The 26,437-nt window shown below is 58.5% G+C and carries 24 protein-coding genes; all 24 read left to right on the plus strand.

The features are described 5' to 3' along the window. Nucleotides 1-247 precede the first annotated feature (247 nt). The 24 genes from NSND_RS02885 (at nt 248) to NSND_RS03000 (ending at nt 26,382) form a co-directional block, all read left to right on the plus strand. A complete protein-coding gene (locus NSND_RS02885) occupies nt 248-607 on the plus strand; it encodes a hypothetical protein (protein ID WP_080877525.1) in 360 nt (119 codons plus the stop codon). Between the two features lie 151 nt (nt 608-758). Next, complete coding sequence (locus tag NSND_RS02890) at nt 759-2,036, plus strand: TolC family protein (protein ID WP_080877526.1); 1,278 nt, start codon at nt 759-761, stop codon at nt 2,034-2,036. A gap of 15 nt (nt 2,037-2,051) precedes the next feature. Further along, on the plus strand, nt 2,052-3,734 hold the full coding sequence (locus NSND_RS02895) for an efflux RND transporter periplasmic adaptor subunit (RefSeq protein ID WP_080877527.1): 1,683 nt from the start codon (nt 2,052-2,054) through the stop codon (nt 3,732-3,734). Between the two features lie 13 nt (nt 3,735-3,747). Then, nucleotides 3,748-4,104: a hypothetical protein gene (locus tag NSND_RS02900; protein ID WP_080877528.1), complete on the plus strand. Its 357-nt coding sequence runs from the start codon at nt 3,748-3,750 to the stop codon at nt 4,102-4,104. Nucleotides 4,105-4,171: 67 nt separating this feature from the next. Further along, entirely contained in the window at nt 4,172-7,342 is a 3,171-nt protein-coding gene (locus tag NSND_RS02905; protein WP_080877529.1) for an efflux RND transporter permease subunit, read from the plus strand. Nucleotides 7,343-7,371: 29 nt separating this feature from the next. Then, on the plus strand, nt 7,372-7,860 hold the full coding sequence (locus tag NSND_RS02910; protein ID WP_080877530.1) for a FixH family protein: 489 nt from the start codon (nt 7,372-7,374) through the stop codon (nt 7,858-7,860). A gap of 344 nt (nt 7,861-8,204) precedes the next feature. After that, nucleotides 8,205-8,498 carry a hypothetical protein gene (locus NSND_RS02915; protein WP_080877531.1) on the plus strand — a complete coding sequence of 98 codons (294 nt, stop codon included), beginning with the start codon at nt 8,205-8,207 and terminating at the stop codon, nt 8,496-8,498. A 115-nt stretch (nt 8,499-8,613) separates the two neighbouring features. After that, complete coding sequence (locus NSND_RS02920) at nt 8,614-9,255, plus strand: TIGR04283 family arsenosugar biosynthesis glycosyltransferase (RefSeq protein WP_235000146.1); 642 nt, start codon at nt 8,614-8,616, stop codon at nt 9,253-9,255. 233 nt (nt 9,256-9,488) lie between these two features. Next, nucleotides 9,489-9,767: a hypothetical protein gene (locus NSND_RS02925; protein WP_143833366.1), complete on the plus strand. Its 279-nt coding sequence runs from the start codon at nt 9,489-9,491 to the stop codon at nt 9,765-9,767. A 124-nt stretch (nt 9,768-9,891) separates the two neighbouring features. Next, complete coding sequence (locus tag NSND_RS02930; protein ID WP_080877534.1) at nt 9,892-10,194, plus strand: metal-sensitive transcriptional regulator; 303 nt, start codon at nt 9,892-9,894, stop codon at nt 10,192-10,194. A gap of 66 nt (nt 10,195-10,260) precedes the next feature. Next, nucleotides 10,261-10,455, plus strand: coding sequence for a mercury resistance system transport protein MerF (gene merF / locus NSND_RS02935; protein WP_080877535.1), 195 nt, complete (start codon nt 10,261-10,263; stop codon nt 10,453-10,455). A gap of 64 nt (nt 10,456-10,519) precedes the next feature. Continuing rightward, nucleotides 10,520-11,206 carry a cytochrome c biogenesis CcdA family protein gene (locus tag NSND_RS02940; RefSeq protein WP_080877536.1) on the plus strand — a complete coding sequence of 229 codons (687 nt, stop codon included), beginning with the start codon at nt 10,520-10,522 and terminating at the stop codon, nt 11,204-11,206. 16 nt (nt 11,207-11,222) lie between these two features. Beyond that, on the plus strand, nt 11,223-13,628 hold the full coding sequence (locus NSND_RS02945; protein ID WP_080877537.1) for a heavy metal translocating P-type ATPase: 2,406 nt from the start codon (nt 11,223-11,225) through the stop codon (nt 13,626-13,628). A gap of 261 nt (nt 13,629-13,889) precedes the next feature. After that, a complete protein-coding gene (locus tag NSND_RS02950; RefSeq protein WP_080877538.1) occupies nt 13,890-14,330 on the plus strand; it encodes a heavy metal-responsive transcriptional regulator in 441 nt (146 codons plus the stop codon). Then, on the plus strand, nt 14,327-14,701 hold the full coding sequence (locus NSND_RS02955) for a carboxymuconolactone decarboxylase family protein (protein ID WP_080877539.1): 375 nt from the start codon (nt 14,327-14,329) through the stop codon (nt 14,699-14,701). The genes NSND_RS02950 and NSND_RS02955 overlap by 4 nt, the downstream gene beginning before the upstream one ends. Before the next feature lie 96 nt (nt 14,702-14,797). Continuing rightward, nucleotides 14,798-15,415 carry a sigma-70 family RNA polymerase sigma factor gene (locus NSND_RS02960; protein ID WP_159450600.1) on the plus strand — a complete coding sequence of 206 codons (618 nt, stop codon included), beginning with the start codon at nt 14,798-14,800 and terminating at the stop codon, nt 15,413-15,415. Nucleotides 15,416-15,586: 171 nt separating this feature from the next. Continuing rightward, nucleotides 15,587-15,805 (plus strand): cation transporter, encoded by a 219-nt coding sequence (locus NSND_RS02965; RefSeq protein WP_080877541.1) that lies wholly within the window; start codon nt 15,587-15,589, stop codon nt 15,803-15,805. Beyond that, nucleotides 15,802-16,182: a cupredoxin domain-containing protein gene (locus NSND_RS02970; protein ID WP_080877542.1), complete on the plus strand. Its 381-nt coding sequence runs from the start codon at nt 15,802-15,804 to the stop codon at nt 16,180-16,182. Before NSND_RS02965 ends, NSND_RS02970 begins: the two co-directional genes overlap by 4 nt. A 13-nt stretch (nt 16,183-16,195) precedes the next feature. Then, complete coding sequence (locus tag NSND_RS02975) at nt 16,196-18,625, plus strand: heavy metal translocating P-type ATPase (RefSeq protein ID WP_080877543.1); 2,430 nt, start codon at nt 16,196-16,198, stop codon at nt 18,623-18,625. Nucleotides 18,626-19,367: 742 nt separating this feature from the next. Further along, nucleotides 19,368-20,711: a TolC family protein gene (locus tag NSND_RS02980; RefSeq protein ID WP_200810468.1), complete on the plus strand. Its 1,344-nt coding sequence runs from the start codon at nt 19,368-19,370 to the stop codon at nt 20,709-20,711. Next, a complete protein-coding gene (locus tag NSND_RS02985; protein ID WP_200810469.1) occupies nt 20,708-21,964 on the plus strand; it encodes an efflux RND transporter periplasmic adaptor subunit in 1,257 nt (418 codons plus the stop codon). The genes NSND_RS02980 and NSND_RS02985 overlap by 4 nt, the downstream gene beginning before the upstream one ends. Before the next feature lie 6 nt (nt 21,965-21,970). Continuing rightward, nucleotides 21,971-25,549: a CusA/CzcA family heavy metal efflux RND transporter gene (locus NSND_RS02990; RefSeq protein ID WP_080877544.1), complete on the plus strand. Its 3,579-nt coding sequence runs from the start codon at nt 21,971-21,973 to the stop codon at nt 25,547-25,549. Between the two features lie 96 nt (nt 25,550-25,645). Further along, nucleotides 25,646-25,990 (plus strand): hypothetical protein, encoded by a 345-nt coding sequence (locus tag NSND_RS02995; RefSeq protein WP_080877545.1) that lies wholly within the window; start codon nt 25,646-25,648, stop codon nt 25,988-25,990. A gap of 47 nt (nt 25,991-26,037) precedes the next feature. Beyond that, nucleotides 26,038-26,382 (plus strand): hypothetical protein, encoded by a 345-nt coding sequence (locus tag NSND_RS03000; RefSeq protein ID WP_080877546.1) that lies wholly within the window; start codon nt 26,038-26,040, stop codon nt 26,380-26,382. Nucleotides 26,383-26,437 lie beyond the last annotated feature (55 nt).

A 26,437-nucleotide genomic window follows, 5' to 3' on the forward strand; every position in this document is an offset into this window, starting at 1 on the left:
TCATCCCCTGTGTGTGAATCACGCTCAAGAATTGGTCAGCCTGAGAGGATCGAATCGAATGTGCCTCACAGCGCAACGCCTGTTCCCGTTTGACTTCAAATCAGAACATTAGGCGCGCTGGTTCAACTTAGCGAGAGGGTAGGGTGTCGACTTCGTGAAGTCAATCAGTGGAGTCACAGTCCAAGGCAAGCCACTCTTGCGAGCAGACTGAAAGAGTGGTAAGGTTCCCTTGTTCAGGAGATGCTCCATGCGCCGCTTCCGTCCCTTCCTCTCAACGACCTTGGTGCTGCTTCTTCTCGTGTTGAGCTTCAACGCCTATGCCTGCCTCTTGCCGGTGAGCAGCAGTTCAAGCACGGAGATGGGCAATGGCTGCTCAACACCTGCAGAGCAACCGGCACGGCAGGTGTGCGACGCCTTTAAGACGTTCAATGTCGAGGCGTCCGGTCAGAGCCAGCCCACGTTCGATAGCCAGATGGTCTCGTTCGGAGAAACAGTCTCGGGTGTTCTTCTCTCGTTACCCTTCACAAACGGTATCCTCAAGTATCCTTTCCCCTCAGACAGTTCGTCTCAACTGCTTCGGACGAGCACCATCGTGCTTCGCATTTGATCCTCCCATCCTGAGTTTTCTCAACCTGTTCTAAATCCAATTGATCATTCTTCGTGCTGAACGACTTAGGCCGTTCTGCTCGGTCGTTCGCACCGAGAGCCGGTTGTTCGGTTGGGGTGCTGAGCCCAAGAGTATACAAAGGAGGATTCTCATGAGATGGAATCCAGTACATCAGTGCCTCACGATGGCCATGGCCGGAGTGCTGTGTGTCGGTGGACTCCCATACCGTGCCGATGCGGATGAACGCGTTCAGCCAGCGACGTTGGGCTTGTCAGGGTTGATCCAGGAAGTCTTGGCGCGGAATCCTGAAATCCAGGCGGCGCGGCAGCAAGTTGAAGCGGCCACGCAACGGGTGCCGCAAGCGCGGTCGCTGGATGATCCGACACTATCGGTTCAGCTCTGGAATTTCCCCCAGACCTTCAACGTGACACAAACGCAGAATGCGATCTTTGGTGTGTCGCAAACCTTTCCGTTCCCAGGCAAGCTGGCCCTCAAGGGGGAAGTGGCCAGTCGCTCGGCCGACATGACTGAGCAGGCCTTGCGCGCGAAGGAACGGGACCTAATCGCCCGCCTCAAGCAGGCTTACTACGACTTGTTTTTTGCACACAAGGCGCTCCAAATCCACCACGAACAAATCGACCTGCTCAAACAGTTGTTTGAGATCGCGACTGCGAAGTTCCGCACTGGGAAGGGCAGTCAGGTCGATGTATTGAAAGCCCAGGTCGAGCTCTCCACTCTGTATCAGCAACTCCCCGTTCTGGAACAGCGTCGCGACAGCGCCCAGGGTGGACTGAACACATTGTTGGATCGGGATCCACGGTTTCCGTTGGGGCCTCCACAGGAGCCGCGTGAGGGGCGGTTCGAGAAAGACCTTGAGGACCTGTATCCGATGGCGGTGCAGGCCAGACCGGAACTGAAGGCTGCCGAATTGTCCATTCAGCGGAGTGAACAGTCTCATGCGCTGGCCCAGCGCCAGTATTACCCGGATGTCAGTGTGGCGTTCCAGCGTTTCCAGAACTTTCATGCGAACGACGGGTTCGGCGCCGTGGTGTCCATCAACATGCCGTTCGCCTTCTGGACCAAGCCGAAGTACGACGCCAGAGTGCGAGAGGCTGGGGCGGCGGTCGTGGCGGCACGCGCAGACCTCCACACAGCGGAAAACCTGACCCGCTTCCAGATCCGGGACCTGCTGGCAAAAGTCCGGGCGAGTTGGGAAGTGGCGGTGCTGTACCGGACCACGGTGCTGCCGCAGGCCGAGCAGGGCGTGGAAGCCGCGCGGGCCGGCTATCGCACAGGAAGGACGTCCTTTCTAGATCTTATCGACGCAGACCGGGCCTTGCGGGAGTTTCAACTGGCGTACTGGCGAGTGCTGGTCGATCGCGAATCCCGCGTAGCTGAGCTCGAACAGGTCGTCGGCACGGAATTGTAAAGAGTGAGGGATGTCATGATGACGAAAATGTGGAGTCAAAGACGAACCATGTGGATCGCGACCGGAGCTGGAATCGTGATGCTGACGCTCGGGTCATGGTTCATGACCGGATGGGAGCGACACCAAGTCCTTCCCCCTGACGAGAAGACGTCCGATCAAAGCCAGACGGAGCAGAAGGAGCGCAGCCTGCAGGGGATGCCGATGTCTCCCAGCCAGGAAACTGGTCCTCCCCAGGCCTATGCCATGGTGACGCCGACGAAACAGCAGTTGATTGGGGTCAAGACAGCCGTGGTCGAGACACGTCCGCTGGAGACCACCGTCCGGGCGGTCGGCAGAGTGGACTACAACGAAGAACGCATTACGCATATCAACCTGCGGGTCTCGGGATGGGTGGAAGAGCTCTTTGTGGACTATACGGGACAGGTCGTGCACAAGGGTCAGCCGCTGTTCACGCTGTATAGCCCTGACTTGGTCGCCAGCCAGGATGAGTACCTGCTGGCGCTGCGAACGCAAGCCAAGGTGAAAGACAGTCCTCTTGCCGAAGTTCACGAGCAGGCGGAGCACATGGTGGACGCGGCACGCGACCGGTTACGCCTATGGACGGTCTCGGATCAACAGCTCGACGAGTTGGCTCGGAGGGGCAAGGCCAAGACCGCGATACCGATCTATTCGCCCTTCAGCGGCTACGTCACGGAGAAAAAAGTCTTCAGGGGGATGTTTGTGGAGCCCGGGATGAGGCTCTACACGATCGCGGACTTGTCGACGGTCTGGGTGAATGCCGAGATCTACGAGTTCGAGGTCCCGTTTGTCAAGGTCGGGCAGCAAGCTGCTCTCACGTTCTCCTCGTATCCAGGACAACCGTTTTATGGACGGGTCTCGTACATCTACCCCTACCTGAACGAGCAAGCTCGTACCGTCAAAGTCCGCGTGGAATTACCGAACCCGGGTTTACGACTCAAGCCGGAGATGTACGGAGACGTGCTGCTCAAGATCAATCGCGGAAACCAAGTCGCGGTTCCCGAACAGGCGGTGCTGGACTCTGGAACGCGGAAGCAGGTCTTTCTGGTTCGCGGGGAAGGGCTTTTTGAACCACGGGAAGTCAAGGTGGGACCAAAAATCGGAGCCTTTTATGAGGTTCAGGAGGGGATCGAGGCAGGTGACCGGGTGGTGACATCCGGAAACTTTCTGATCGATTCGGAGAGCAAGCTCATGGCCGCCATGGACATGATGGGTTCGCTGGGGATGGGCGGCATCAAAATGGAACAGGCGCAGATGGGCCAGATGGACATGGGTGGCATGCCAATGGGAGAAACACAGCCGGAGAAGACGACGCAAATGGCGAAGGCGTCGGGAGACAAGAAGGCAGGGGGGCTGACTCTTGCGCTCTCGACAGAACCCGCCTCACCGCGGATTGGCGAAAATCTCATCCGAGTCACCCTGAAAGGTGAGGGAGGCAATCTGGTGGTCAACGCAACAGTTCAGCTCACCTACACGATGCCGATGCCGGGTATGATGCCGGCCAGGGTGCCGATGAAACCCGGTAAGGACGGGGCCTATGAGGCGAAGGTCAATCTTGGCATGGGTGGCCGGTGGGACCTGACCGTCACCGTGCAGCGTGCTGGCGAGGCCGATGTGAAGGAAACGTTTCCCGTGACCGCAGGCGGCGGCGGGGGTATGTCTGGCATGCCGGGAATGTGAGAAGGAGACGATCATGGAAAGCATCTGGCGAACGAGACTGATCAACATGTTCGTATTGCTGGTCGCGATGGGATTGTCAGCCTGCTCATTCCTCGCCACTCCTCCTGCTGAGCTGTTAGCCAGGAATGATCATGTGGCGTTGGCCGCTTGGTATGAGAATGAAGCAGCCAGGCTCCGCCAGAAGGCAACGGAGATGGACCAGATGGTGGAGGAATACCGGAGGGATCCAGAACGAGCACAGCGGATGATGTCCCACGGCAGTCCTAAGGTTGATTTTGTCCAGCAATGTCACATCCTCGCCGCGGCCTATAGGAATGCAGAAAAAGAAGCTGAGACCTTGGCCAAATCTCATCGTGAGTTCATCCCGTGATGCGACAGAGAGAAGGGCATCCGGCCTTCGGTCTTACCAGAGGCATTCGGAACGAGATGGGTGAAAAGTGATCGAACGGGTCATCGAGTGGAGTACAAAAAATACATTTCTGGTCTCGCTCGCGCTGCTCTTCCTGATGGGTTGGGGGGGATGGGCCGTCTATCACACGCCATTAGATGCGATTCCGGATCTGTCTGATGTGCAGGTGATCATCTTCACCGAGTGGCCGGGACGCAGCCCAGACCTCGTGGAGGACCAAATCACCTATCCGATTATTACCTCGATGCTGGGGGCGCCCCGGGTCAAAAATGTCCGGGGCCAGTCCTTTCTTGGGCTGTCGTTTGTCTACATCATTTTCCAGGACGGAACGGACATCTACTGGGCCAGAAGCCGAGTCGTGGAGTACATGCAAGGGGTCAAGGGAAAGCTGCCGGAGGGCGTCTCGCCGACGCTTGGCCCTGATGCGACCGGTGTCGGCTGGGTCTTTCAGTATGCCCTCGTCGACAAGTCCGGCCAGCACGACCTTGCCGACCTGCGGACCTTTCAGGACTGGTATCTGCGTTACTGGTTGCAAAGCGTGCCGGGTGTGGCACAGGTCGCGTCCATAGGCGGGTTCGTGAAGCAGTATCAGGTGCAGGTGGACCCCACGAAGCTGCTCGGGTATCACATTCCGCTCAAGAAGGTCATCGAGGCGATTCAGCGGAGTAACAATGATGTCGGAGGGCGTGTCCTGGAAGTCACGGAGCGCGAATATATGGTGCGCGGGCGAGGGTATATTCGGTCGTTGGATGATATCCGCAAGATCGCCGTTGGGACGGATCAGCGGGGCACACCGATTACGGTGCAGGATCTTGCCCAGGTCGTGCTGGGGCCCGACATGCGCCGCGGGGTGGCCGAACTGGATGGTCAAGGCGAGACGGTCGGCGGCATCATCGTGATGCGGTATGGGGAGAATGCGCTGGCGGTGATCGAGCGGGTCAAAGAGAAGTTGGCCGAAATCGGCCCGTCGCTCCCACCGGGCATGGAGATCATTCCGGTCTACGACCGGTCGGAATTGATCCGTCGAGCCATCGCCACGCTGAAGGAAAAACTGATTGAAGTGAGCGTGGTCGTCAGTCTGATTAGTCTACTGTTTCTCTTTCATCTGCGCTCGGCCCTCGTGGCCATCCTGACGTTGCCGGTCGCGATCCTGCTGTCGTTTCTCGCCATGTACTACCTCGGGATTACCTCCAACATCATGTCCTTGGCCGGTATTGCGATTGCCATCGGTGCGATGGTCGATGCCGTGATCGTGATGATCGAGAATGCCCACAAACGCCTGGAGCAATGGGAGCGCGGCGGTCGCTCAGGCTCTCGGGCCGCCATCATCGTGCAGGCCGCGCAGGAGGTCGGCAAGCCGCTGTTCTTCTCGCTCCTCATCATCACGATCTCCTTTTTGCCGGTCTTCACTCTCGAAGCTCAGGAGGGGCGTCTCTTCAAGCCGCTCGCGTTCACCAAGACGGCGGCCATGTTCTTTGCGGCCCTTGTCTCGATCACAGTTGCGCCGCTCTTGATGGTATGGCTGCTGAAGGGAAAGATCCGTCCAGAAGAGAGCAATCCGATCAATCGGGTCTTGCTACGACTGTACCGGCCCATCGTCTCCGGTGCGTTGCGCGTCAGGTGGCTCGTCATCATCCTTGCCGTCCTGGCGGTGGCCGTCACCGTTCCTTTGTACGCACGGCTGGGCTCCGAATTCATGCCGCCGCTCAACGAAGGGACGATCCTCTTCATGCCGACGGCGTTGCCGGGGATTTCAGTGACCGAGGCGACACGGCTCTTGCAGCGACAAGATCAGCTTCTAAAGCAATTTCCGGAGGTAGACCATGTGTTTGGAAAAGTCGGCCGGGCGGAAACGCCGACGGATCCGGCCCATTTCAGCATGGCAGAGACCACGGTGACCTTGAAGCCCGAAGAGCAGTGGCGGCCAGGCGTCACCTGGGATTCGCTGATTGCTGAGCTAGACCCGCTGCTGAAATTCCCTGGGATGCCGAACATCTGGTGGATGCCGATTCAGACTCGGACGGAGATGCTGGCCACCGGGATCCGCAGCAATCTCGGCATTAAAATCCTGGGCCCGGACCTCGCTGAGATCGAGCGCATTGGGCTCACGATCGAAAGTCTGCTGCAAGGACTTCGCGGGACACGCAGCGCCTATTCCGAACGGGTCACAGGGGGCTACTACCTGGATGTTCAAGTCGATCGTGATGCGATCGCCCGGTACGGGTTGACCATCGAGGATGTCGAGGACGTCATCGAATCGGCCATCGGGGGGAAAAACATTTCGCAGACGGTCGAGGGTCGGGAACGGTATCCCATTAACGTCCGGTATGCTCGGGCCCTGCGGGACGATCCGGAATCCCTAAGACGTGTCCTGGTGGAGACGCCGAGTGGAGCGACGATCCCCATGGCTCAGCTCGCCCAGATTTCGATGGTGACCGGACCCCCAACGGTTCGCGATGAACGAGGCTCGCTGTCCGGCATTGTGTTCGTGGACGTGACGGGACGGGATCTGGCCGGGTATGTCGCCGAGGCGCAGCGGGTGGTGCGCGAGCAAGTCCGCCTGAAGCCCGGCTATCGACTGGAGTGGGGGGGACAGTTCCAATATCTGGAGCGGGCCAAGGCCCGCCTCAGGATCGTGGTGCCGGTGACGATTTTTCTGATCTTCGTCTTGCTCTACATGAATTTTCGGTCCGTCACCCGGAGTCTGATCGTGCTGCTGTCGGTGCCATTTGGGGTGATCGGGGCGATTGTGTATCTGTACCTGCTCAATTATCACCTGAGCGTGGCCGTCTGGGTGGGGATCATTGCCTTGGCCGGCGTCGCGGCTGAGACGGGGGTGATCATGATTATCTTCCTAGACGAAGCCTATGAACGCTGGCATCGGGAGGGGCGGCTCCATTCCATGGCGGATCTTCACCTGGCGATTATCGAAGGCGCGGTACAGCGTGTGCGGCCGAAGGTGATGACGGCGTCGGCCATCTTGATCGGGCTGTTGCCGATCATGTGGAGCCATGGATCCGGCGCGGATGTGATGAAGCGGATCGCGGCACCGATGATCGGCGGCATGGTGTCGTCAACCCTGTTAACGTTGGTCGTCATTCCGGTGTTGTATGCCTTGTGGCGAGGCAGGTCTCTGCCGGCCGAGGCACCTGCCGAGGCCGGAGCGGAGAAACGTCTCGTGCCATTAGAAAATCCCTGAGTAATGAGAACTCCAAGGAGGGAAGTACTATGAAATCTTTAACCCAATTTGTTGCAGTGTCCCTGATGCCTGCTATGGTCTCGGGCTGTATGAGCATGATGCCGATGGAGAAGATGGATATGGAGAAGGACAACATGGGACAGATGAACATGGGAGACAAAGGCCGGAATCATGAGATGACTGGAACGAAGGGTGACAACACGAAGGTCGAAAAACGGGTGGGGGACCTGATCGTGGCCTTCTCGACCATTCCTGCGAAACCGACAGTGGGCGAGAATGTGTTGCGCGTGAAGCTGACCGATGCTTCCGGAGGAACCGTCAGAGACGCCGTGGTGACATTTGATGTGACAATGACGATGCCAGGGATGACTGTGATGGAAGAGAACGCGGTCGTGACTAAAGACGTGTATCTGGCAAACACCAACTTCGGCATGGCAGGAGAATGGCAAATCACCGTCAAAATCCAGCGGGCGGGGGCAGCCGAACGGCGTGAACACTTCACTGTCTCCGTGACCTGAGAAGTAGGGGCTCTTTAGAGCAACACTCTGACGGTGCGGTCCCCTGGCTGTGTCGCGACAGGTGGTCGGGCGGATGGGGAAATAAGTACACCTAGACAGGTGAAGAGCATGGAGGCCTTCCTGCTCTTCTCCAATCGAGGAAGGTAAACAAAGCGAGCGACCGTGATAGGCGCCGGAGGACGATGAGCCGGTTGTGGGATGACGCTTCAAGGACCCCATTAGCCACGACTCTAGCACGCATCTTTATCGCGACGGTTGTCTTCAATTATCCCTGAGAACGCGCTCAGTCCACGCTTTACGTTGCAAGGGATGGAACTCCTATTCCCTGGTGGCAGTGCTTCTCGATGAGTCTCGGCGACGGCTTGCTCGTCCTGCTCATTTTCTGGATCGGATGGATCTGGTTTGATCAGCCAGGATGGTTTCAGCATCCTGGGCTGCGAGGGTATGCGCTCATGGCCGTTACCGGGCTTGTCATGATCATTCCGCTTGAATGGATCATGATTTACGGGGCGAAGTGGTGGAGCTATACCACACAGATGCCCCTCATTCCGGGAGTTGCCGTGGGCGTCAGCCCGGTGGCCCAGATGTTACTGCTCCCGCCGTTGATCCTCCGGGTCGTCGCGATGTGGCATCGCTGAAGAACGAAGGAGCGCGCCGCATGGCGCAACAGCACTCACGATCCCAAGCAGAGTCGCTTCCGGACCTTCAATTATCATCCCGGCTTTAAATGAAGCGGATGAGCTTGACGCGACCTTGCACGCCATAGCTCGCTTGCGAGGCCACAAAGAAGTGATCGTCGTTAATGGCGGGAGTCAGGACACGACGGTCCAGATTGCCCGACAGCATGGCGCATGCCTCATTCGGGAGCAAGGCGGCCGAGGAAGGCAGTTGCACGCGGGCGCCAGTCTGGCTATGGCGGATATCTTATGGTTTCTGCATGCCGACACGATTCCACCTGCCAACGCTGTTGAGCATATCAAAGAGGCATTACAAGGTCCCGACATCGTTGGTGGGTGCTTCGCGGTCACGTTCGCCGGCTCAACATTCAGTGCACGCTTCCTGACTTGGCTATTTCGTCGTTTGCATAAGGTAGGACTGTGTTATGGAGACGCGGCGATTTTTGTGAAACGCCATTACTACACCTCTATGGGCGGCTTCCCGCCGTTTCCAATTTTCGAGGATGTTGCGCTTCTGCAATCCCTGAAGGCCATGGGCCGTCTCGTCGAATGTCCGGCTGCCGTCACGACCTCTTCACGCCGAATCAAACGATGTGGCTTGGTGAGGACCCTAGGACTGTGGACGGCCTTGCAAGTGCTGTACTGGCTCGGTGTCTCTCCATATACTCTCGGTCGCTTCTATCGTCCGGTCAAAGGCCAGATGCAAACTCCGCCATGAACAATGCATGTGCGAGAAGAAGAGAACTTCAGCTGTCGTGCGTTAAAACGGACTCTCTTTCTGCTATGTGCTGAGCGTCAGTCTCACGAAATGTGAAGAATGTTCGATGATGCAGGGAAGCGAACCTTCTAGCCGACTATGCACAACAATGGTGTTGGTCCTCAGTGGTGCAAGCTTGTTTTTGATGGGTGCCGTTGTGTCCTGCATGATGCCCATGATGGGGGATGATGAGGATGGACGACAAGAAAGGCCATGGCATAATGGACCAGGGGCACATGAAGGAGATGATGCAGCAGATGATGGGCGGGATGTTGCCGCCTGGCATCAGGCCCCAAGATCTTCCGGAACCAGAAAGCCTCGGAGCGACATTGCTGAGCACCTACTGCTCTCAATGTCACAATCTTCCCAGCGCCAGGAACTTGTCTCGGCTCCTGAATGGTGAGCGTTCGCGCAAGCAGGTTTCCATCCTCGATCACTTCTGTCCGCTTCATCTTCAGCAAGCCGAGATCTGACCTTCCTGAATCCTGTTACAGCCTGGGACGACATAATGGTAAAAGTTGGCCCTCTTGACAGGTATACCCGGTATGGCTATTGTACAGGGGTACCAGGTACTCCTATTTAACTTGGAGGGACACGATGAAAATTCCATTTCTAGGCGAGAAAACCCAGATCATTACTGAGGAGCGCAAAGCCGACGCCACACTGCGACTCAATCGCATCGAGGGGCAAATCAAGGGTATCAAAAAAATGGTCGCCGAAGGACGTCCGTGTGTCGAAATCCTCACACAATTGGCCTCAACCCAGGAGGCGCTTCGGGGGCTCACCAAGTTGATGATGCGCAACTATCTGGAGAACTGTGCGACGGAGGCGATCCGCTCTAAGAGCGGCGACGAAATCTACGATGAGCTCATGAATGTGATTTTTAAGTTCGCCAAGTAGCACGGATTGCGGTAGCTGGTCGCTGCCCGATCCTGAAGAACTTGGTCGGGAAGAGGAGGTTGCACCATGGTCGCGAAGATCGCCAAGCACCTGTTTGACTGTCCGCTCTACGATGAAACCGGGCTCTGTGGTTTCACTCCGTTACTTCTAGTGACGCTCGGAGCCATAGGACTGGGCTGGGTAACCGGGTACTTCGATGTCATATTGTTTCCAGCTCTGGCCGTGCTATTTACCCTGACCCTGTACAGGATTTTAAAGTGAACCTGGGTGCAAGCACGTTCTACCAGTGATCCAAGGCTGACGAGTCTACAAAGACGGAGCGCAAATGATCGTCGAGGAATTTCTCAAGACCTATGCCGAGGTGCTCCTTCATGGCTCTTGGTTGGTCGTCGGGATTGCCCTTGTGGCCGGCCTGCTCAGTAGCGCCATTTGTCCCTTCACAGTGCCCGTTGGCCTCGGCGTCGTCGGCGTGGTCGGCACGGCGGAAAGTCGAGCTCGTGGCAGCGGCTTCCCGATTGCCATGGCCTTTTTTGCTGGCCTCGTCCTCAGTCTGACCGCGCTCGGCGCACTTGCGGGAGTCTTGGGCTTTGTCGCCACGCAAGCCATTGGCCAGTGGTGGATGCTGATCATGGCGGCGCTGGCGTTCGTCGCCGCGTTGGCGGTCCTTGCAGGGCCGTCGGTCACGCTGCCCGATGTGACGGCTCTGCGGCGGCCCGGGCTTCTTGGTGCCTTCTTCTATGGATTCGTCTTCAGTCTCGGCACGCCAGCCGTCTCCCTGCTCCTGGTGCTCACCGTCGCCGCCGCTGAACACCGACCGGCCTATGGTGTCCTGTTGGCGTTGGGGTATGGCATAGGGCGCGGTCTCCCCTTCCTGCTGTTTGGACTGTGTTCGGGCGCGGCGATACGGCTGCGCTGTCAGCCATCGTGGTCCCGCGCGGTTCAAGTCACCACCGGCAGCCTGCTGCTGGTGATCACGGGCTATTACCTCTGGATCTTTCTGCGACTCAGCTAAGTAAATGGAGGCTCACATGGCAAACAATACGTTCGAACCCATCCAGATGAAAGTCTCAGGGATGATGTGTTCCTTCTGCACGATGAGCATCGAGCGCGCGCTGAAGCGCTATCCCGGCGTCAAGAGCGTACTCGTCAATCTGGTCCACGGGATTGTCTTGGTGGAAGCCGATACCATGCACATCAGCCGAGGGGAATTGGCTACCGCGGTCGAAAAGCTTGGGTACAACGTGTCCTCCACCGAGGTGCAGCAGTACGCCACGGATGAGGCGATTTTTTCGGTGATCAAGCAGCGGGGACGGATCGGCATGGCTCTCGCCCTGCTGGATCTGATCGTGGACCCCTTCAATCTCTTCAGCTTGCCGGCGTACCCGCGGGCTCTGTTCAGCTTCGCGGTGGCCGCCGTCATGCTGCTGTGGGTCGGCTATCCCATCCTGCGCAAGACGCTGCTCGCCATCGGTCAACGCGTGATCAACGCGAACGTGCTCCTCTCCGCCGCGGCCTGGGGCTCGTTCATCGTTGGCAGCCTGTCGCTGGTGGATCCGCGCTGGCCGAACTTTCTGCCCGTGGCGGGGTGGTTGATGGCGCTGCATCTGTTCTTTGGCTACTTCAAGCTCGACGTGCGCAAGAAGGCCTCCGAAGCTGTCCGGAAGCTGCTGTCGTTGCAACCACCGAAAGCCCGGGTTCGTCGAGGCGAGCAGTTCATCGAAGCGCTCACCAGTGACGTGACGGCCGGCGAGATCGTGGAGGTCCGGCCAGGGGAACGGATTCCGCTCGATGGTGAGGTCATCGAGGGGATGGCTAGTGTCGATGAATCCAGCTTCACCGGGGAATCGATCCCCTCCGCCAAGGAGATTGGGACGAAGGTGATCGGGGGGACGCTGAATTTGGATGGGCGGCTCATCGTGCGAGTGACCAAAGTCGGCAGTGAGACCTTCCTGAGCCAGATTGTCCGGCTCATGACCCAAATAGCCGAGCGCAAGCCGCCGATTGAACTGTTGGCCGATCGGTTGATGAACTACTACGGGCCCGTCGTCTTTCTCATCGCCGGCCTGGCCTTTGCGGTCTGGGCCTTCGGAACCGGTGATTACACCCAGGCCACCCTCGTGCTGCTGACGACGGTCATTATGGGCTATCCCTGTGCCTTGGGGATCACGACGCCCATGCTGGCCGCGATTGCCGGCGGCAAGGGCATTGCGATCGGGCTGTTGGTCAAGGCCAGCGAGGTCTTCCATGGACTGTCGATCGTGAATACGGTGGTCTTCGACAAGACGGGGACGCTTACCTACGGTCGGCCAACGGTTACGGATCTGGTCCCGATGGGCACGGACCGTGTGGAATTGTTGAAGGTGGCGGGGGCGGTGGAGGCCTCCTCCGAACATCCCCTGGGTCAGGCCATCCACTTCTTTGCGGAACGGGAGGATGTCCACACCGCTGCGATCGAGCAATTCCGGGCTTGGCCAGGCAAAGGGGTGTCAGGCATGGTTCAAGGTGTAGAGGTGTTTGCTGGCAAGCCGTCATTTATCGAGGAGCGCGGCGTAAAGCTCGCTCAGGACGTCCGCACTCAGATTGACCGGCTCCATGGAGCAGGGAAAACGGTGGTGGTGATCGTTCGCGGAGGCACACTGCTGGGACTCGTGGGCCTGCAAGATACGCCTCGGCCCGGCACGAAACGGCTGATCGAGAAGCTCCGTGAGCGCGGATTGAAGACGGTGATGTTGACCGGGGATGCCTGCCGCGTGGCAGAAGCCATCGGCCAGACGCTCATGATGGATGAGGTCCGAGCGGAATTGCTCCCGCGAGAGAAGGTCGAGGCCATTGAAGCGCTGCAACGCGAGGGGCGGAAGGTCGCGATGGTGGGAGACGGCATTAACGACGCCCCCGCCCTGGCGCAAGCAGATGTCGGTATCGCAATCGGGGCCGGAACGGATGTCGCGATTGAATCGGCCGGCGTCATTCTGGTCGGCGACCGACCAGATGACGTCCTGAACGCCTTGACGTTGGGCAAGGCGAGTTACCGCACGTTGACCGGCAACGTGGTCGTGGCCGTCTTCTTCAACATCGTGGGGATGCTCTTCGCCGCGTTCGGGTATGTCACCCCCCTGTTTGCGGTCGTCTTTATGGTCGTGAGTATCTTTGCCATCCTCCTCAACACGCTCAGGATCCGTTGGATGAAACTAGAGCGCGAGGCGGTGCCGGAGCACGCCCCACTGGCAGAGCGGGAATTCCTGATCCCCAACATGGTCTGCGAGGGCTGCGCCACGAAGATTCAGCAGAGCCTGCAAGCAGTCCCTGGAGTCCGCGAGGTGAAACCCAAAGTGGCCCAGAAACATGTCCAGGTCACCTATGAGCCCGCAAAGGTCCAGGCAGAACGTCTGAAGGAAGTCATTGGGCAGGCGGGGTTTACAGCGCTCGAAGCGTAAAGGCGGTGATCGCCATGTGTCCATGGGTCGACACGCTCGGCTTCTGCCCGTATGAGGTGGCATCCCGCGTCTGGCAGTGGGTGCAAGGCCTCTTTGCGTAATCAGAAAAGGGCAATAAACGGGCGACCGGTCTACTGTGCGCCGGTCGCCAATTTATTGCGTCAGTCATGAGCAAGTTTGATCCTATCCAAGTCGGCGCGTCCTAAATCCCTTGACTCGGTACTATGGTACAGGGGGTATTGTTCGCAATGGGGTGATGGCATGGCCACTGAACTGACGATCGGACGGCTCGCCAAGCAAGTTGGCGTCAATGTTCAGACGGTCCGATACTATGAACGGCGGAAGCTGCTCCCGCCGACCTCCCGCATGCCATCAGGCTACCGCCTCTACGGCAATGAGGCACTTAGGCGCTTACAGTTCATTCGAAACGCCCAAGCGCTCGGTTTCACGCTCCGCGAGATCGCTGAGTTGCTCGCCCTCCGGGTTGCCTCAACGGCTCGTTGTGGTGAGGTGCTGGAGAAAGCTCGGGCGAAACTCGTGCAGGTGGAATCCAAAGTTGACGACTTGCAGGCACTGGCCCGCGCGCTGAAAAGTTTGATCCGGGCTTGCAGAGTTGGCCGGCCCACCGGTCACTGTCCGATTTTGATGAGCCTCGAAGACGAAACACAAGCCGGTGCGAAGAAAGGAGTGGCAAAAGGATGACAACAGACCGCGAGAGTTTGTTCGCGGAATTACGTCGCTTAAGTCCACAGGTCACCGGCGGCTTACTACGCATGCGCCAGGAAACCTATCGGGATGCGGCTGTCGCAGCCAAATATAAACTGCTGGCAGCAATGGTCGTCTCCATCACCATTCGTTGCGAACCCTGTATCAGGGCGTATGTGAGGATGGCCTATGATAAGGGTGTCTCACAGGAGGAACTGATTGAATTCCTCGAAGTGGCCATGACGATGCAAGGCTGTCCGGGGGAAGAGTGGGCGCTCAAGGCCTATCGCGTCTACAAGGAATGTCTGATGGGTGGGCCCATAGGCACGACCGCGCTGTGTTGCGAGCACGGAGGTTCTGACGCATGAGAGAAGACGACTGGTCTGGCGTGGTATTTCTGAACGTCTAGAATCTGTTGCGCGACTGTGTGGCGAGACGGTAGGCTACGAATCATGAGGCACTCCATGAATAAGAGGAACCCATCAGAACCACAAGGCGAGGGTTTCTTCACCGCCTCGAACGCGACTCCGGAGCCTCACCTGAACGACATGATCCAACGGCTTCTAGAGCATGAGTTTGCGTTCCGAGTGTTTTTACGCCGTCGTGTCGGTGACGAGACTCTGGCGGAGGACTTATTGCAACAAAGCCTCATCCGAGCCGTTCAAAGTCACCATTCCGTACGAAATGATGAAAGTGTGGTGGCCTGGTTCTATAAAATCATTCGCCACACACTCATCGACTATTATCGGTCGAAAGGCGCAGAAGCTCGCCGCAATGAAGCCTTTCTCCAAGAACTGACTCTCTCCGGAGACGATAAGGAGCCTCCACTCGATGAGGTAAAGGCCACCGTCTGCACCTGCCTCCAACGTCTGCTTCCAAAGCTGCCTTCGAACTATGCCGCGCTCATCCGGAGAATCGATCTCGAGGACGAATCTCCGAAATGCGTCGCAGAGGAGTTAAAGATTTCTCAAAACAATCTCACGGTTCGTTTGCACCGAGCCCGTCAAGCCTTGCGCGCCAGCCTGGAACAGTCCTGCGGCGTCTGCAGCAAGCACGGCTGCCTGAATTGCACCTGCGAATAACCCAGCCTGTCGGCACTATCCGCAACGACGAGTCCTAGCCTGATCCCCACGCCAGCTCAATTGTATCGACAGACACTGTAATAATTGGCGCCCTCTTCCGTCTGAAGGGGTGAAGGATGCGCGTTTCTTGATTGTGAGACGCGCGAAACCCACTCACTGAGGAGGTTCGCCATGGACGAATTGACCCTGAAGATCACCGGGATGAGCTGCGGGCATTGCGTCGGACAGGTCACGAAGGCGCTGACCCGGCTCGACGGCGTGCAGGTGCACAGCGTGAAGGTCGGCGAGGCCATCGTCGTGTATGACCCGAGGGAAATCGTTCCCACGGAGATTATCCTGGCTATGAACGAGGCGGGATATGAGGCCCAGTTGGTCAGGAGGGTGGCATGAGCATGATGGAATGGATCGTCATCATCGGCGGCATCTCCTCAATCGCCTGGATCAATTGGTATTTCTTTCTGGCCCGACAGCCGGTGTCGAACGCCGGGATCGACGGGGAGGGAGTCCAGGAGGTTGCCATTGTGGTTGAAGGCGGCTATCACCCAGCCGTCGTAAGCGTCAAGAGGGACAGGCCGGTCCGGCTCGTCTTCGACCGCCGAGAACGGTCAGGTTGTTCTGAAGAGATCGTCTTTCCGGATTTCGGGGTCCGCAAGTTCTTGCCCGCCTTCCGAAAGACCACGCTCGAGCTGACGCCGGCACAGACAGGCAATTTCGAGTTCACCTGCGGGATGAGCATGCTGCGCGGTCGGCTCATCGTGCAAGACTGACGAGGAGGAAACCATGCCGACCACGACTCCCTTGGTGCTGATAGAGAAACGGAACCGGACAGATACGGACGAAACCGGAACCAATGCAGCGACCACCCGTGAGAAGGTCACGATTCCCGTGAAGGGCATGACCTGCGCCGCCTGTCAGGCGCGGGTACAACGGGCGCTACAAGCAAAACCTGGCGTCCTCGACGCCTCAGTGAACCTCATGCTGAAGAGCGCCGTCGTCACGTACGATCCCACGGCGACCTCCCCCATGGTCCTGGTCGAGGCGATTCGCGAGACCGGGTATGGCGCAGAACTTGCCGCGCAGGATCAGACCGCGTTCGATGAACAGGAGGCCCAGGATCGGGCGCAGGAGGAAGAGTATCGGGAACTCAGGCACAAGGCGTTAGTGAGTGGAAGTATCGGTGTGTTGGCCATGACACTGTCCATGCCGCTCATGGGGGCTGCCGAGGCGGATGTCCATGGACCGGTTGCCGATCCGTTCATGCGATGGGCGATGGAATCAATGACCCCCGTCATACGTGCCGGCGCTCCCTGGCTCTATACGTTCACCCCATGGGTGTTATCCTACGCGCTGCTGACGCTGACCCTGCTCGTCATGGGGTGGGCGGGGCGGCACTTCTACGTGCGCGCCTGGTCCGCCTTCCGACATCACTCGGCAGACATGAACACACTCATCGCCGTGGGCACAGGGGCAGCCTTCCTCTACTCCGTATTGGCGACTGTGGTGCCGGAGTTCTTCCTGAGTCGAGGCGTGCTGCCGGACCTCTATTACGAGGCGGTGATCATGATCATTGCGCTGATCCTGACCGGCAATGCGCTGGAGGCGCGGGCCAAACGACAGACTTCTGCGGCCTTGAGGCGTCTGATGGAACTCCAACCGAACACCGCGCGGGTGGTACGGGCCGGCGCTGAGGTCGACATCCCCGTGAACGAGGTCCAGGGGGATGAAATCGTGGTCGTGCGACCGGGAGAACGCATTCCTGTAGATGGAGCCATCATTTCGGGGACGAGCGCGGTCGATGAATCGATGGTGACGGGCGAATCATTGCCGGTCGAGAAACAGCCCGGGGATCGCCTCATTGGTGGCACGATCAATCGGACCGGCGCCTTCCAGTATCGCGCGACGACGCTGGGGGCGGACAGCGTCCTGGCCCACATCGTCAAGCTGATGCGTGAGGCTCAGGGTTCACGGGCACCGATCCAGAAGCTCGCCGATCAGGTCAGCGGGATCTTCGTGCCGATCGTGCTGTCACTCGCGATCGCGACGTTTGTGATCTGGTTTGTTACCGCTGGCCAGGCGCCGGCCGTACGCGCGTTTGCCGCAGCAGTCGCGGTCTTGATCATTGCCTGCCCCTGCGCGATGGGACTTGCCGTGCCGACTGCCGTCATGGTGGCGACCGGCAAGGGAGCCGAAGGGGGTATTTTGATCAAGGGCGGCGAGGCGTTGCAGCGGGCCGGCCAGATCAACACCGTCGTGTTGGATAAGACCGGCACGATCACCGAGGGGCGACCGACCGTCACGGACGTGGTACCGGTTTTGGGCACGGAGTGGTCCGAAAAAGATCTCGTACGGCTTGTCGCCTCGATCGAGACCTCCTCTGAACATCCGCTGGCTGAGGCGATCGTGCGCTATGCAAACGAGCAGTCGCTGCCCCTGGCGACGGCAGACTCCTTCCAATCGGTCACGGGACGGGGAGCAACTGGCGTGGTAGATGGTGCCGCGCTTGCCGTCGGCAATGAGGCGCTCATGGCCGATTACGCGGTGGATCTCATCGCAACGAAAGAGGAGGCGGAACGTCTAGCCGGCGAGGGGAAAACGCCGATGTATATCGCGATCAACGGGAAGTTGGCGGGGGTGATCGCCGTAGCCGATCCGATCAAGCCCACATCCCGTGAGGCCATTCAAAGGCTGAACCGACTGGGGCTCACGGTGGTGATGCTGACCGGGGATCATCAACGCACCGCAGAGGCCATCGCACGGCAGGCCGGGATCGACCGCGTGGTCGCTGGGGTATTGCCGGAGGGCAAAGTGGCCGAAGTCCGACGCCGTCAGCAGGCGGGAGAGGTCGTCGCGATGGTGGGCGATGGCATCAACGATGCTCCAGCCCTGGCGCAGGCCGATGTCGGGTTCGCGATCGGCACCGGCACCGGCACCGATATCGCCCTAGAAGCGAGCGATGTGACGTTGATGCGGAACGATCTCCACGGCGTCGCGTCGGCTATTCTTCTGGCCAGGCGAACGATGCGGACGATGAAACAGAATTTGTTCTGGGCATTTGTCTATAACGTCGTCGGCATTCCAGTAGCGGCCGGCATTCTCTACCCGGCCTTCGGTATTCTGCTCAGCCCCATTCTCGCCAGTGCGGCCATGGCGTTCAGTTCAGTCAGCGTGGTGACGAACAGCCTGCGGCTCCGGCGTGCGCGGGTGGCGTGAGGAGTTCGGAGAGACGAAAGGAGAAGTTGTGAGGCGCTTTGCTACGGTATGACATGGACGATTGACCCGAAATGCGTCAAGAGAATCCATCTATGAGGTTCATGGTTTGCGGTGAAGGTTTGCGTAAGTTGCTAAAAACACATGCAATAACTAAATGCTGCCGTTCTCATTGGCTGGGCACCGCTCATGCTTATCTACAGGCGAGTGAGTCGACAGACTTGACGTGATGGCTACAAATTGGCAAAGGCTGTGCACAAAGTCGGGGGAGCCGTGCTCCAGGGAGTGCTTGGTTCAATGATTCCGCGGATGAATAGGCAGTGTATCGTGCTGGTACTCGCCTTCGCCCTCTGCCAGGTGATCGGTATGATGTGTGCCGTACCCGATCTGTCGGTCCCGAAAGGAACCGCCATCTTGCTGGAAGAAGGTGTGACATGCCCGATGGATGGGACAGTCATGTGTCCGCCGTCACTCACTTCGTCTCCCGAACGCCAGATAAAGAACAACATGGTCACAGACATTGATCATGCGCCGATCCTACTCAGCGTTGCCGTAGCTCTTAGAAGTTCTTCAGTCCCGACGCCGCGGTTTTGGAGCAGTGTGTTGTCCATTGTTTCCGTCTCCATAGGTTCTTCCCCGGTCCTCAGGATCTGATCCCACACCGCCAATTCGTTCACGTACCGCTCAATGTCCAACATTGAGTGGTACGGATTCCATTACTCAACGTCCTCCTGGAGGTGCTGTCGTGAAACGATCACTCGTTCATAGCCTGTCGTGGGTCTTTTCTGCCCTCACACTCTCCATCTTGGGTCTCACCTCACTGAGTGTCAGTGGCGCACAAGAGACTGGTGGGGTTATACGCTCGGATAGCGCGGTCCACACGGCACCCGGTGACGACCGGGTTCATCTCCAGAGTCTCATCGAGGAACTCGCTCGGCAGAACCCGGAGATTCAGGCAGCGCGAGAGCGGTGGGAGGCAGCCAAAGCCGTCGTTCCCCAGGTGCAAACGCTCCCGGATCCCAAGCTTCAGGTCGGCTATCAACGGATGCCAATGGTGGAGCCGCTTCAAGGGGCCATGTACGGTCTTGCGCAGGAAATTCCATTCCCTGGCAAGCTGCGCCTCCGAGGCGAAGTCGCCACGAGAGAGGCGGAGCGGTTCGAGCAGGAGTATCTTGCGACGCGGCTCCGGTTGATCGCCCGGCTGAAGCAGGCTTATTTCGATCTCCATTTCATCCACAAAGGGATTGAGATCGTCGAGCGAAACAAGCAACTGCTGCTGCAGTTCGAGAAGACGGCCAAAGCCCGCTACAGTGTGGGGCAAGCAGCCCAGCAGGACATCTTTCGTGCCCAGGTAGAGATTTCCCGTGTCCTCGACCGTCTCGCCGTGCTCGAACAGCAAAAAGAAAGTCTGCACGCGGAGATCAATCGTCTCTTGAATCGTCCGCCTGCTGGGCCCCTCGGTACTCCCGAGGAGATCCATGTCACACTCCTGACTGTGCCGTTGCCGGACCTGAGTCAACGGGCCGAGGACTTCTCGCCTATCCTGAGAGCCTCCGTAAAGGGCGTGGAACGGGGCGAGCAAGCAGTTTCGCTCGCGCGGCGACAGTACTTTCCTGATTTTGACATCAATGCATTAGGACTGCGGAACGATCGCATTAACGACAACGGTTACCAGGTGATGCTCGGAATTAAGATTCCTCTCTGGTACGAAACGAAGCAGCGTCAAGGTGTGAGGGAGGCGGCTGCCGGTTTAAACAGTGCGCGCGAAGAGTTTACGGCCACGCGTCAGGAGGTCCTGTTCCAAGTGAAGGATTCATTCGTCCAGGCCCAGCGGGCGGAGCGGCTCGTGATGATCCTGCGTGATGCCATCATTCCACAGGCCGCCCTTGCTTTGCGAGCTGCGCAATCGAGCTATGCAGTCGGTAAAGTAGATTTCCTCACGCTCTTAAATAGTCTCTTGACGTTACAGGACAGTGAACTCGAGCTCCATGGTGAGATGGTCTCACATGAGAAAGCCTTTGCGAGGTTGGAAGCCATAACCGGTGGACCTTTGACTGGGGGAGTCCAGGAGGGAACTCAGGGCCAATGAGTCGTCGGCCACTATATATCGGCCTGGCGCTGCTGCTGACTGTGTGGCTTGCTATTACGTGGTGGTGGACCACCCGGGATTCCCTGCCGGCCCCTCCCAAGACGCAACCTGAGGCCGTGCCGACCCATGAGGCCATGCCTGGTATGGAACATCCAGGGGACAAGCCGGCGTCGAAAGCACAGGGGGGAGAGGACCTGCTCTCGCAGTCACCGGATCTGACGTCACGCCCCGTGACGATTGCCCCTGAGCGGTTACAGACGATCGGCGTAAAATTTGAGGAGGCCGCACGGCGCCCGCTCGAAACAATCATTCGCACCGTCGGCCGGGTAGAGATCGATGAGCGGCGCCTCGCACGTGTGAACCTTAAATTCGCCGGCTGGATCGACGAACTCTTCGTGAGCGCTATCGGGGACCACGTGAAGAAGGGGCAGAGCCTCTTTACCATCTACAGCCCGGATATCGTCGCCACCCAAGAGGAGTATCTGTTGGCCCTGCAGAGCATCAAGGAGCTCGGTCAAAGCGAGTTCCCTGAAGTGTCCCGCGGAGCCAAAGATCTGCTCGAAGCGACGCGGCGGCGGTTCCAATTGTGGGACATCACGCCGGATCATATCCGGGACCTCGAGCAAACGGGAAAAGTTCTCCGAACCCTGCCGATGCATTCTCCGATTACGGGGACGGTCATTCGCATGGAAGCTCGAAAGGGCACCTACGTCAGTCCCGGAACAGAGTTGTATATGATTGCCGATCTCACTCACATCTGGATCTTAGGCGACATCTATGAGTACGAGCTGCCCTTCATCACCATCGGCCAGGGAGCTACGGTCACGCTCTCCTACGATCCCCGCACCAAACTCCATGGCCGTGTGGAATTCATCTATCCGACGCTCGATCCCAAGACGCGAACGGCCAAGGTTCGATTCGAATTGGAGAATCCCGGTGAAAAGCTCAAGCCCGACATGTACGCCAACGTGGAGTTGAAGGTCCCGCTGGGGACACGCCTGGCGGTCCCACGCGACGCGGTCATTGAATCGGGGGAGCGCGAGCTGATTTTCATCCATCACGGAGGCGGCAAACTGGAATGGCGGTCCGTCAAGCTGGGCGTGAGTGCCGGGGACTGGGTGGAGGTGGTGGAGGGACTCAAGGAAGGCGACCACATCATCACGTCGGCGAACTTTCTGATCGACTCGGAGAGCCAGTTGAAAGCGGCTGTCGGCGGGATGGCGGGAATGCCGGGCATGAAGATGAAGGATTGAACGCCCATGGTTGCACAGATCATCGAGTTCAGCGCGAGAAACCGCTTCATTGTCTTTCTGCTGGTCTCTGCATTCTCAGTGGTCGGACTCTGGGCGATGTGGCAAACACCGATCGATGCGTTGCCGGATATTTCCGACACGCAAGTCATCGTTTATACCACCTGGCCGGGGCGCTCGCCCGATCTCGTGGAAGATCAAATCACCTATCCGATCGTCACGGCGCTGCTGTCCACGCCCAAAGTCACCGTCGTCCGGGGCTTCTCGGATTTCGGCTATTCCTACGTCTACATTCTGTTCAAAGACGGCACGGATATTTATTGGGCCAGGTCGCGCATCCTCGAACGGTTGAGCCAACTCTCTGGCCGCATGCCGGAGGGGGTCACGCCGCAGCTCGGCCCAGACGCGACGGGCGTGGGATGGGTCTTTCAGTACGCCCTAGTCGATGAGACCGGCCAGCATGATCTCGCCGCCCTGCGCAGTTTCCAGGATTGGTATTTGCGGTACTGGATACGCGCCGTGGAAGGCGTGGCCGAGGTGGCCAGTATCGGCGGCTTTGTCCGGCAGTACCAAGTGAATCTCGATCCGACCAAAGTCTTGGCCTATCGCCTTTCTCTTCCTTCTATTGTCGAAACGATTCGACAAAGCAACAACGACGTGGGCGGCCGCGTCGTGGAGTTCTCCGGAATTGAATACTTGGTCCGTGGGAGAGGTTATATCAAGAAAGTCGAGGACATTGAGAAGATCGCTGTGGGGGTCAACGAAAACGGCACACCAATTCTGTTGCGCGACGTCGCGACGGTGCGACTAGGCCCCGACATGCGACGAGGACTGGCGGAGCTCAACGGCCAAGGCGAGGTCGCGGGCGGCATCGTCGTCATGCGGTTTGGCGAGAACGCCCTCACGGTGATCGAACGAGTCAAGGCGAAGCTCAAGGAGATCGAACCCTCCATGCCGAAAGGCATGAAGGTCGTCACGGTCTATGACCGGAGCGACTTGATCCATGAATCGATCGCCACGGCCAACGAAAGCCTGCTGGAAGAACTGATTGTGACCGGCGTGTTCATTATCGCCTTCTTGCTGCATGTCCGCTCCGCGATCGTGCCCATTCTCACCCTGCCGCTTGCGGTGCTGATCGCGTTCATTCCCATGTATCTACTGGAGATCGGCATCAACATCATGTCACTGGGCGGCATCATCGTCGCGATCGGCGACATGGTGGATGCCGCGATCGTGATGGTGGATAACGCACACAAGCGTTTAGAGGACTGGGAGCGAGACGGACGCAAGGGCGAGCGGCTCCAGGTCCTGATTGATTCGGCCAAGGAAGTGGGACCGCCGATTTTTGCCTCCGTCCTCGTCATTGCCATTTCGTTCATCCCGATCTTTGCCCTCGAAGCCCAGGAAGGGCGCATGTTCAAGCCCCTGGCCTGGACGAATAATCTCGCGATCGCCATGTGCGCGGTGCTGGCCATTACCCTGGTGCCCGCCTGCCTGCCGACCTTCATTCGTGGAAAGATCTTTCCGGAACAGAAGCACCCGGTGAGCAGGAGCCTCCAGCGCCTCTATGCGCCGCTGTTGCGATGGACACTGGTGCATCGCGGAACCGTGGTGGCCCTCGCCATCGGACTCCTGCTGAGTATCGTCCCGGTCTATCAGCGTATGGGCTCCGAGTTCATGCCGCCTCTGTACGAAGGTACGATCCTCTATATGCCCACGACGCTGCCAGGGCTCTCGGTCACGGAGGCCAGTCGGCTGCTCCAGATGATGGACCAGAAGCTTCGTTCGTTCCCCGAGGTCGAGCATGTCTTCGGCAAAGCGGGACGGGCGGAGACCTCCACCGACCCGGCGCCCTTCAGCATGATGGAAGTGGTCGTCGAGCTGAAATCGAAGGAGCAGTGGCGACCAGGGGTGAGCTATGAGGGACTCGTGGATGAGATGGACCGGGCACTTCAAATTCCGGGAGTGACGAATGCCTGGACCATGCCAATCAAGGCGCGGATCGACATGTTGACCACCGGCGTCCGTACGCCGGTGGGGATCAAAATCTTCGGTCCCGACCTCAAACAGATCGAACAGATCGGCGAACATCTAGAGATGGTGCTCAAAGAGGTCCCAGGCACACGCAGTGTGTATGCAGAGCGGGTGTCCGGCGGCTACTTCCTCGATTTCGATATCAACCGTGACGAGATCGCGCGCTATGGGCTGAAGCTGATGGATGTCGGCAAGATCATCGAAACGGCCATCGGGGGTGAAAATATCGCCACCACGATCGAGGGCCGTGAGCGCTATCCCATCAACGTCCGTTATCTCCGTGAGTTGCGGGATGATCCTGAAAAGCTGAAGCGCGTGCTCGTGGATACGCCGACCGGTGCGCAAGTGCCGCTCGCGCAACTCGCGACGCTCCAATTCCTCAAAGGCCCACCCATGGTCCGGGATGAAAACGGCATGTTGGCTGGCTACGTCTTTCTCGACATGACGGGGCGTGATGTCGGCGGATATGTGGAGGATCTCAAACGGGTTGTGGCGGCAAAAGTCGAACTGCCGCCGGGTTATACGATTGCCTGGTCCGGCCAATATGAGTTCATGGAGCGGGCGAAAGCTCGGTTGAAGTTCGTCGTGCCGTTGACGCTCATCATCATCTTCGTCATCTTCTATTTCACGTTCCAATCGGTAGCAGAAACCTGCATGGTGATGGTGGGGGTGCCGCTCTCGCTGGTGGGCGCCGTTTGGTACCTGTCGATTCTGGGCTACAACATGAGCATTGCGGTGTGGGTGGGACTCATCACGGTCGTGGGCACGGCCGCGGAGACCAGCGCCGTGATGTTGGCCTATCTCGACGAGGCCTGTAAGCGGCGAAAAGAGGCCGGGGGACTCCGAACACTTCACGACCTCATCGAGACCGTCCATCGTGGGGCGGTGGAACGCATACGACCCATGGCCATGATCGGCCTAGTCGATGTGATTGGGCTCTTCCCAGTGATGTGGGCCACCGGCACTGGCGCCGATGTGATGAAACGAATTGCGGCTCCACAAGTCGGCGGGGTGTTCTCCGCCATGATCCTCACGCTGTTTGTCATTCCGCCCGTCTATGTCATGTGGCGGTGGTGGAAGGAACGGACAGTGACTCAGATGAGTGATGCGGCATTACCAAGAACGGAGGAGAAGGAAATGACAGGAAGAGGAGTGATCACGGTCGTGGTGCTGGTAGGAGCGATGGTGGGTCTTGGGTGTCAGGCGACACCGAAGCAGACGGTCTTGGCTGCGCCAGCCGGCACGAATGCCGCTGCGACGCGTCACAATGACGAAGGGCTCCAGGCTTATCAACAGCAACAGTGGGAGAGTGCGAAACAACATTTCGACGCGGCGATCGCCGCGTCTCCGGAGTTCGCCGAAGCCCATTACAACTTAGGCATGACCTTATATCGACTGAAGGCGATGCAAGAGGGTGACGCGCATTTCATCAAGGCAGCGAATCTAGCGCCGGGGAACAAAGTAATTTGGGATGCGCCGCCTCTCAGAGGCGTGAAGGTTCCGGACAAGGAAGTTCCGGGAATGTCGTCGGATGGACATATGCACAGCCACTAGGCCGGAAGGGTATGCGTTCGCGAAGCACGCGAGTACAGCGTCACGACTACTTACCCACATAGCGAATTGGTTCACTGCCAACAAGGGAGGGTTGTCATGTTAAACGGTCGATGGGTGTTCATGGTTGTCGCGGCTGGCTTGGTAGTGGTTCTTAACGGCTGTGCGGAGACATCTGCTCAGCGGATGATCAATGCAAACGATCATGTGGGTCTGGCCAATTACTATGCTCAGCAGGCACAGGAGCTGAGGGAAAAGGCGAAGGCGTGGGAGATGACAGCCGAATTTTATGAGAAGCATTCGGAGCCGCACGGGAAGACAGAACCCAAGCAACATGCCGCGCATTGCCGGACCATTGCGCAAAACTACATGAAAGCGGCGGACGAAGCGGATGCGCTGGCCCAAGAACACCGCGCGATGCGTCCGCACGGCATGATTCAGTAAATGACTCCGCAAAGCCGTTTTATGGGATCTGGCCCAAGGAGGACAGCATGCGGTGCCTGACGAGATGGCTAGGGATTGGTGTAGCGCTCGGACTCTCGGCCTGTGCGCATACGATACCGGTGGATGCGCCGGTGGTGGATCGGGTCCTGGTGGATCAAGCCTTGCGAGAGCAACTGGTGGCACGAGGCACGCAGGACGAGCACTTTGTGCACGAGGTGCTCCATCAACTCGGACAAGGACCTGACGGGGATCGGAAGCTCGCTCGGCTCCTGGCCGAACATCTCCGCCACCACCCGACGCTCGAGCGAGCCATGTTCCAGGAACTGGCGACGCACCGCGAGTTTCAGGAGTGGCTCATCGAGCGACTGCGGACGCAGACGCAGGAGCCATAGCGGTGCAGTGCTCAGGTAACGTGCTGCGCGTGGAGAAAGGCCTCGCAGGCGACAA

The organism is Nitrospira sp. ND1 (assembly GCF_900170025.1).
Classification (GTDB): domain Bacteria; phylum Nitrospirota; class Nitrospiria; order Nitrospirales; family Nitrospiraceae; genus Nitrospira_A.

What these genes read in the sequence shown, in the direction of transcription:
- NSND_RS02885 (WP_080877525.1), top strand. Translation starts at nt 248, where the DNA reads ATGCGCCGCTTCCGTCCCTTCCTCTCAACGACCTTGGTGCTGCTTCTT.
- NSND_RS02890 (WP_080877526.1), top strand. Translation starts at nt 759, where the DNA reads ATGAGATGGAATCCAGTACATCAGTGCCTCACGATGGCCATGGCCGGA.
- NSND_RS02895 (WP_080877527.1), top strand. Translation starts at nt 2,052, where the DNA reads ATGATGACGAAAATGTGGAGTCAAAGACGAACCATGTGGATCGCGACC.
- NSND_RS02900 (WP_080877528.1), top strand. Translation starts at nt 3,748, where the DNA reads ATGGAAAGCATCTGGCGAACGAGACTGATCAACATGTTCGTATTGCTG.
- NSND_RS02910 (WP_080877530.1), top strand. Translation starts at nt 7,372, where the DNA reads ATGAAATCTTTAACCCAATTTGTTGCAGTGTCCCTGATGCCTGCTATG.
- NSND_RS02915 (WP_080877531.1), top strand. Translation starts at nt 8,205, where the DNA reads ATGAGTCTCGGCGACGGCTTGCTCGTCCTGCTCATTTTCTGGATCGGA.
- NSND_RS02925 (WP_143833366.1), top strand. Translation starts at nt 9,489, where the DNA reads ATGGACGACAAGAAAGGCCATGGCATAATGGACCAGGGGCACATGAAG.
- NSND_RS02930 (WP_080877534.1), top strand. Translation starts at nt 9,892, where the DNA reads ATGAAAATTCCATTTCTAGGCGAGAAAACCCAGATCATTACTGAGGAG.
- merF (WP_080877535.1), top strand. Translation starts at nt 10,261, where the DNA reads ATGGTCGCGAAGATCGCCAAGCACCTGTTTGACTGTCCGCTCTACGAT.
- NSND_RS02940 (WP_080877536.1), top strand. Translation starts at nt 10,520, where the DNA reads ATGATCGTCGAGGAATTTCTCAAGACCTATGCCGAGGTGCTCCTTCAT.
- NSND_RS02945 (WP_080877537.1), top strand. Translation starts at nt 11,223, where the DNA reads ATGGCAAACAATACGTTCGAACCCATCCAGATGAAAGTCTCAGGGATG.
- NSND_RS02950 (WP_080877538.1), top strand. Translation starts at nt 13,890, where the DNA reads ATGGCCACTGAACTGACGATCGGACGGCTCGCCAAGCAAGTTGGCGTC.
- NSND_RS02955 (WP_080877539.1), top strand. Translation starts at nt 14,327, where the DNA reads ATGACAACAGACCGCGAGAGTTTGTTCGCGGAATTACGTCGCTTAAGT.
- NSND_RS02960 (WP_159450600.1), top strand. Translation starts at nt 14,798, where the DNA reads ATGAATAAGAGGAACCCATCAGAACCACAAGGCGAGGGTTTCTTCACC.
- NSND_RS02965 (WP_080877541.1), top strand. Translation starts at nt 15,587, where the DNA reads ATGGACGAATTGACCCTGAAGATCACCGGGATGAGCTGCGGGCATTGC.
- NSND_RS02970 (WP_080877542.1), top strand. Translation starts at nt 15,802, where the DNA reads ATGAGCATGATGGAATGGATCGTCATCATCGGCGGCATCTCCTCAATC.
- NSND_RS02975 (WP_080877543.1), top strand. Translation starts at nt 16,196, where the DNA reads ATGCCGACCACGACTCCCTTGGTGCTGATAGAGAAACGGAACCGGACA.
- NSND_RS02985 (WP_200810469.1), top strand. Translation starts at nt 20,708, where the DNA reads ATGAGTCGTCGGCCACTATATATCGGCCTGGCGCTGCTGCTGACTGTG.
- NSND_RS02990 (WP_080877544.1), top strand. Translation starts at nt 21,971, where the DNA reads ATGGTTGCACAGATCATCGAGTTCAGCGCGAGAAACCGCTTCATTGTC.
- NSND_RS02995 (WP_080877545.1), top strand. Translation starts at nt 25,646, where the DNA reads ATGTTAAACGGTCGATGGGTGTTCATGGTTGTCGCGGCTGGCTTGGTA.
- NSND_RS03000 (WP_080877546.1), top strand. Translation starts at nt 26,038, where the DNA reads ATGCGGTGCCTGACGAGATGGCTAGGGATTGGTGTAGCGCTCGGACTC.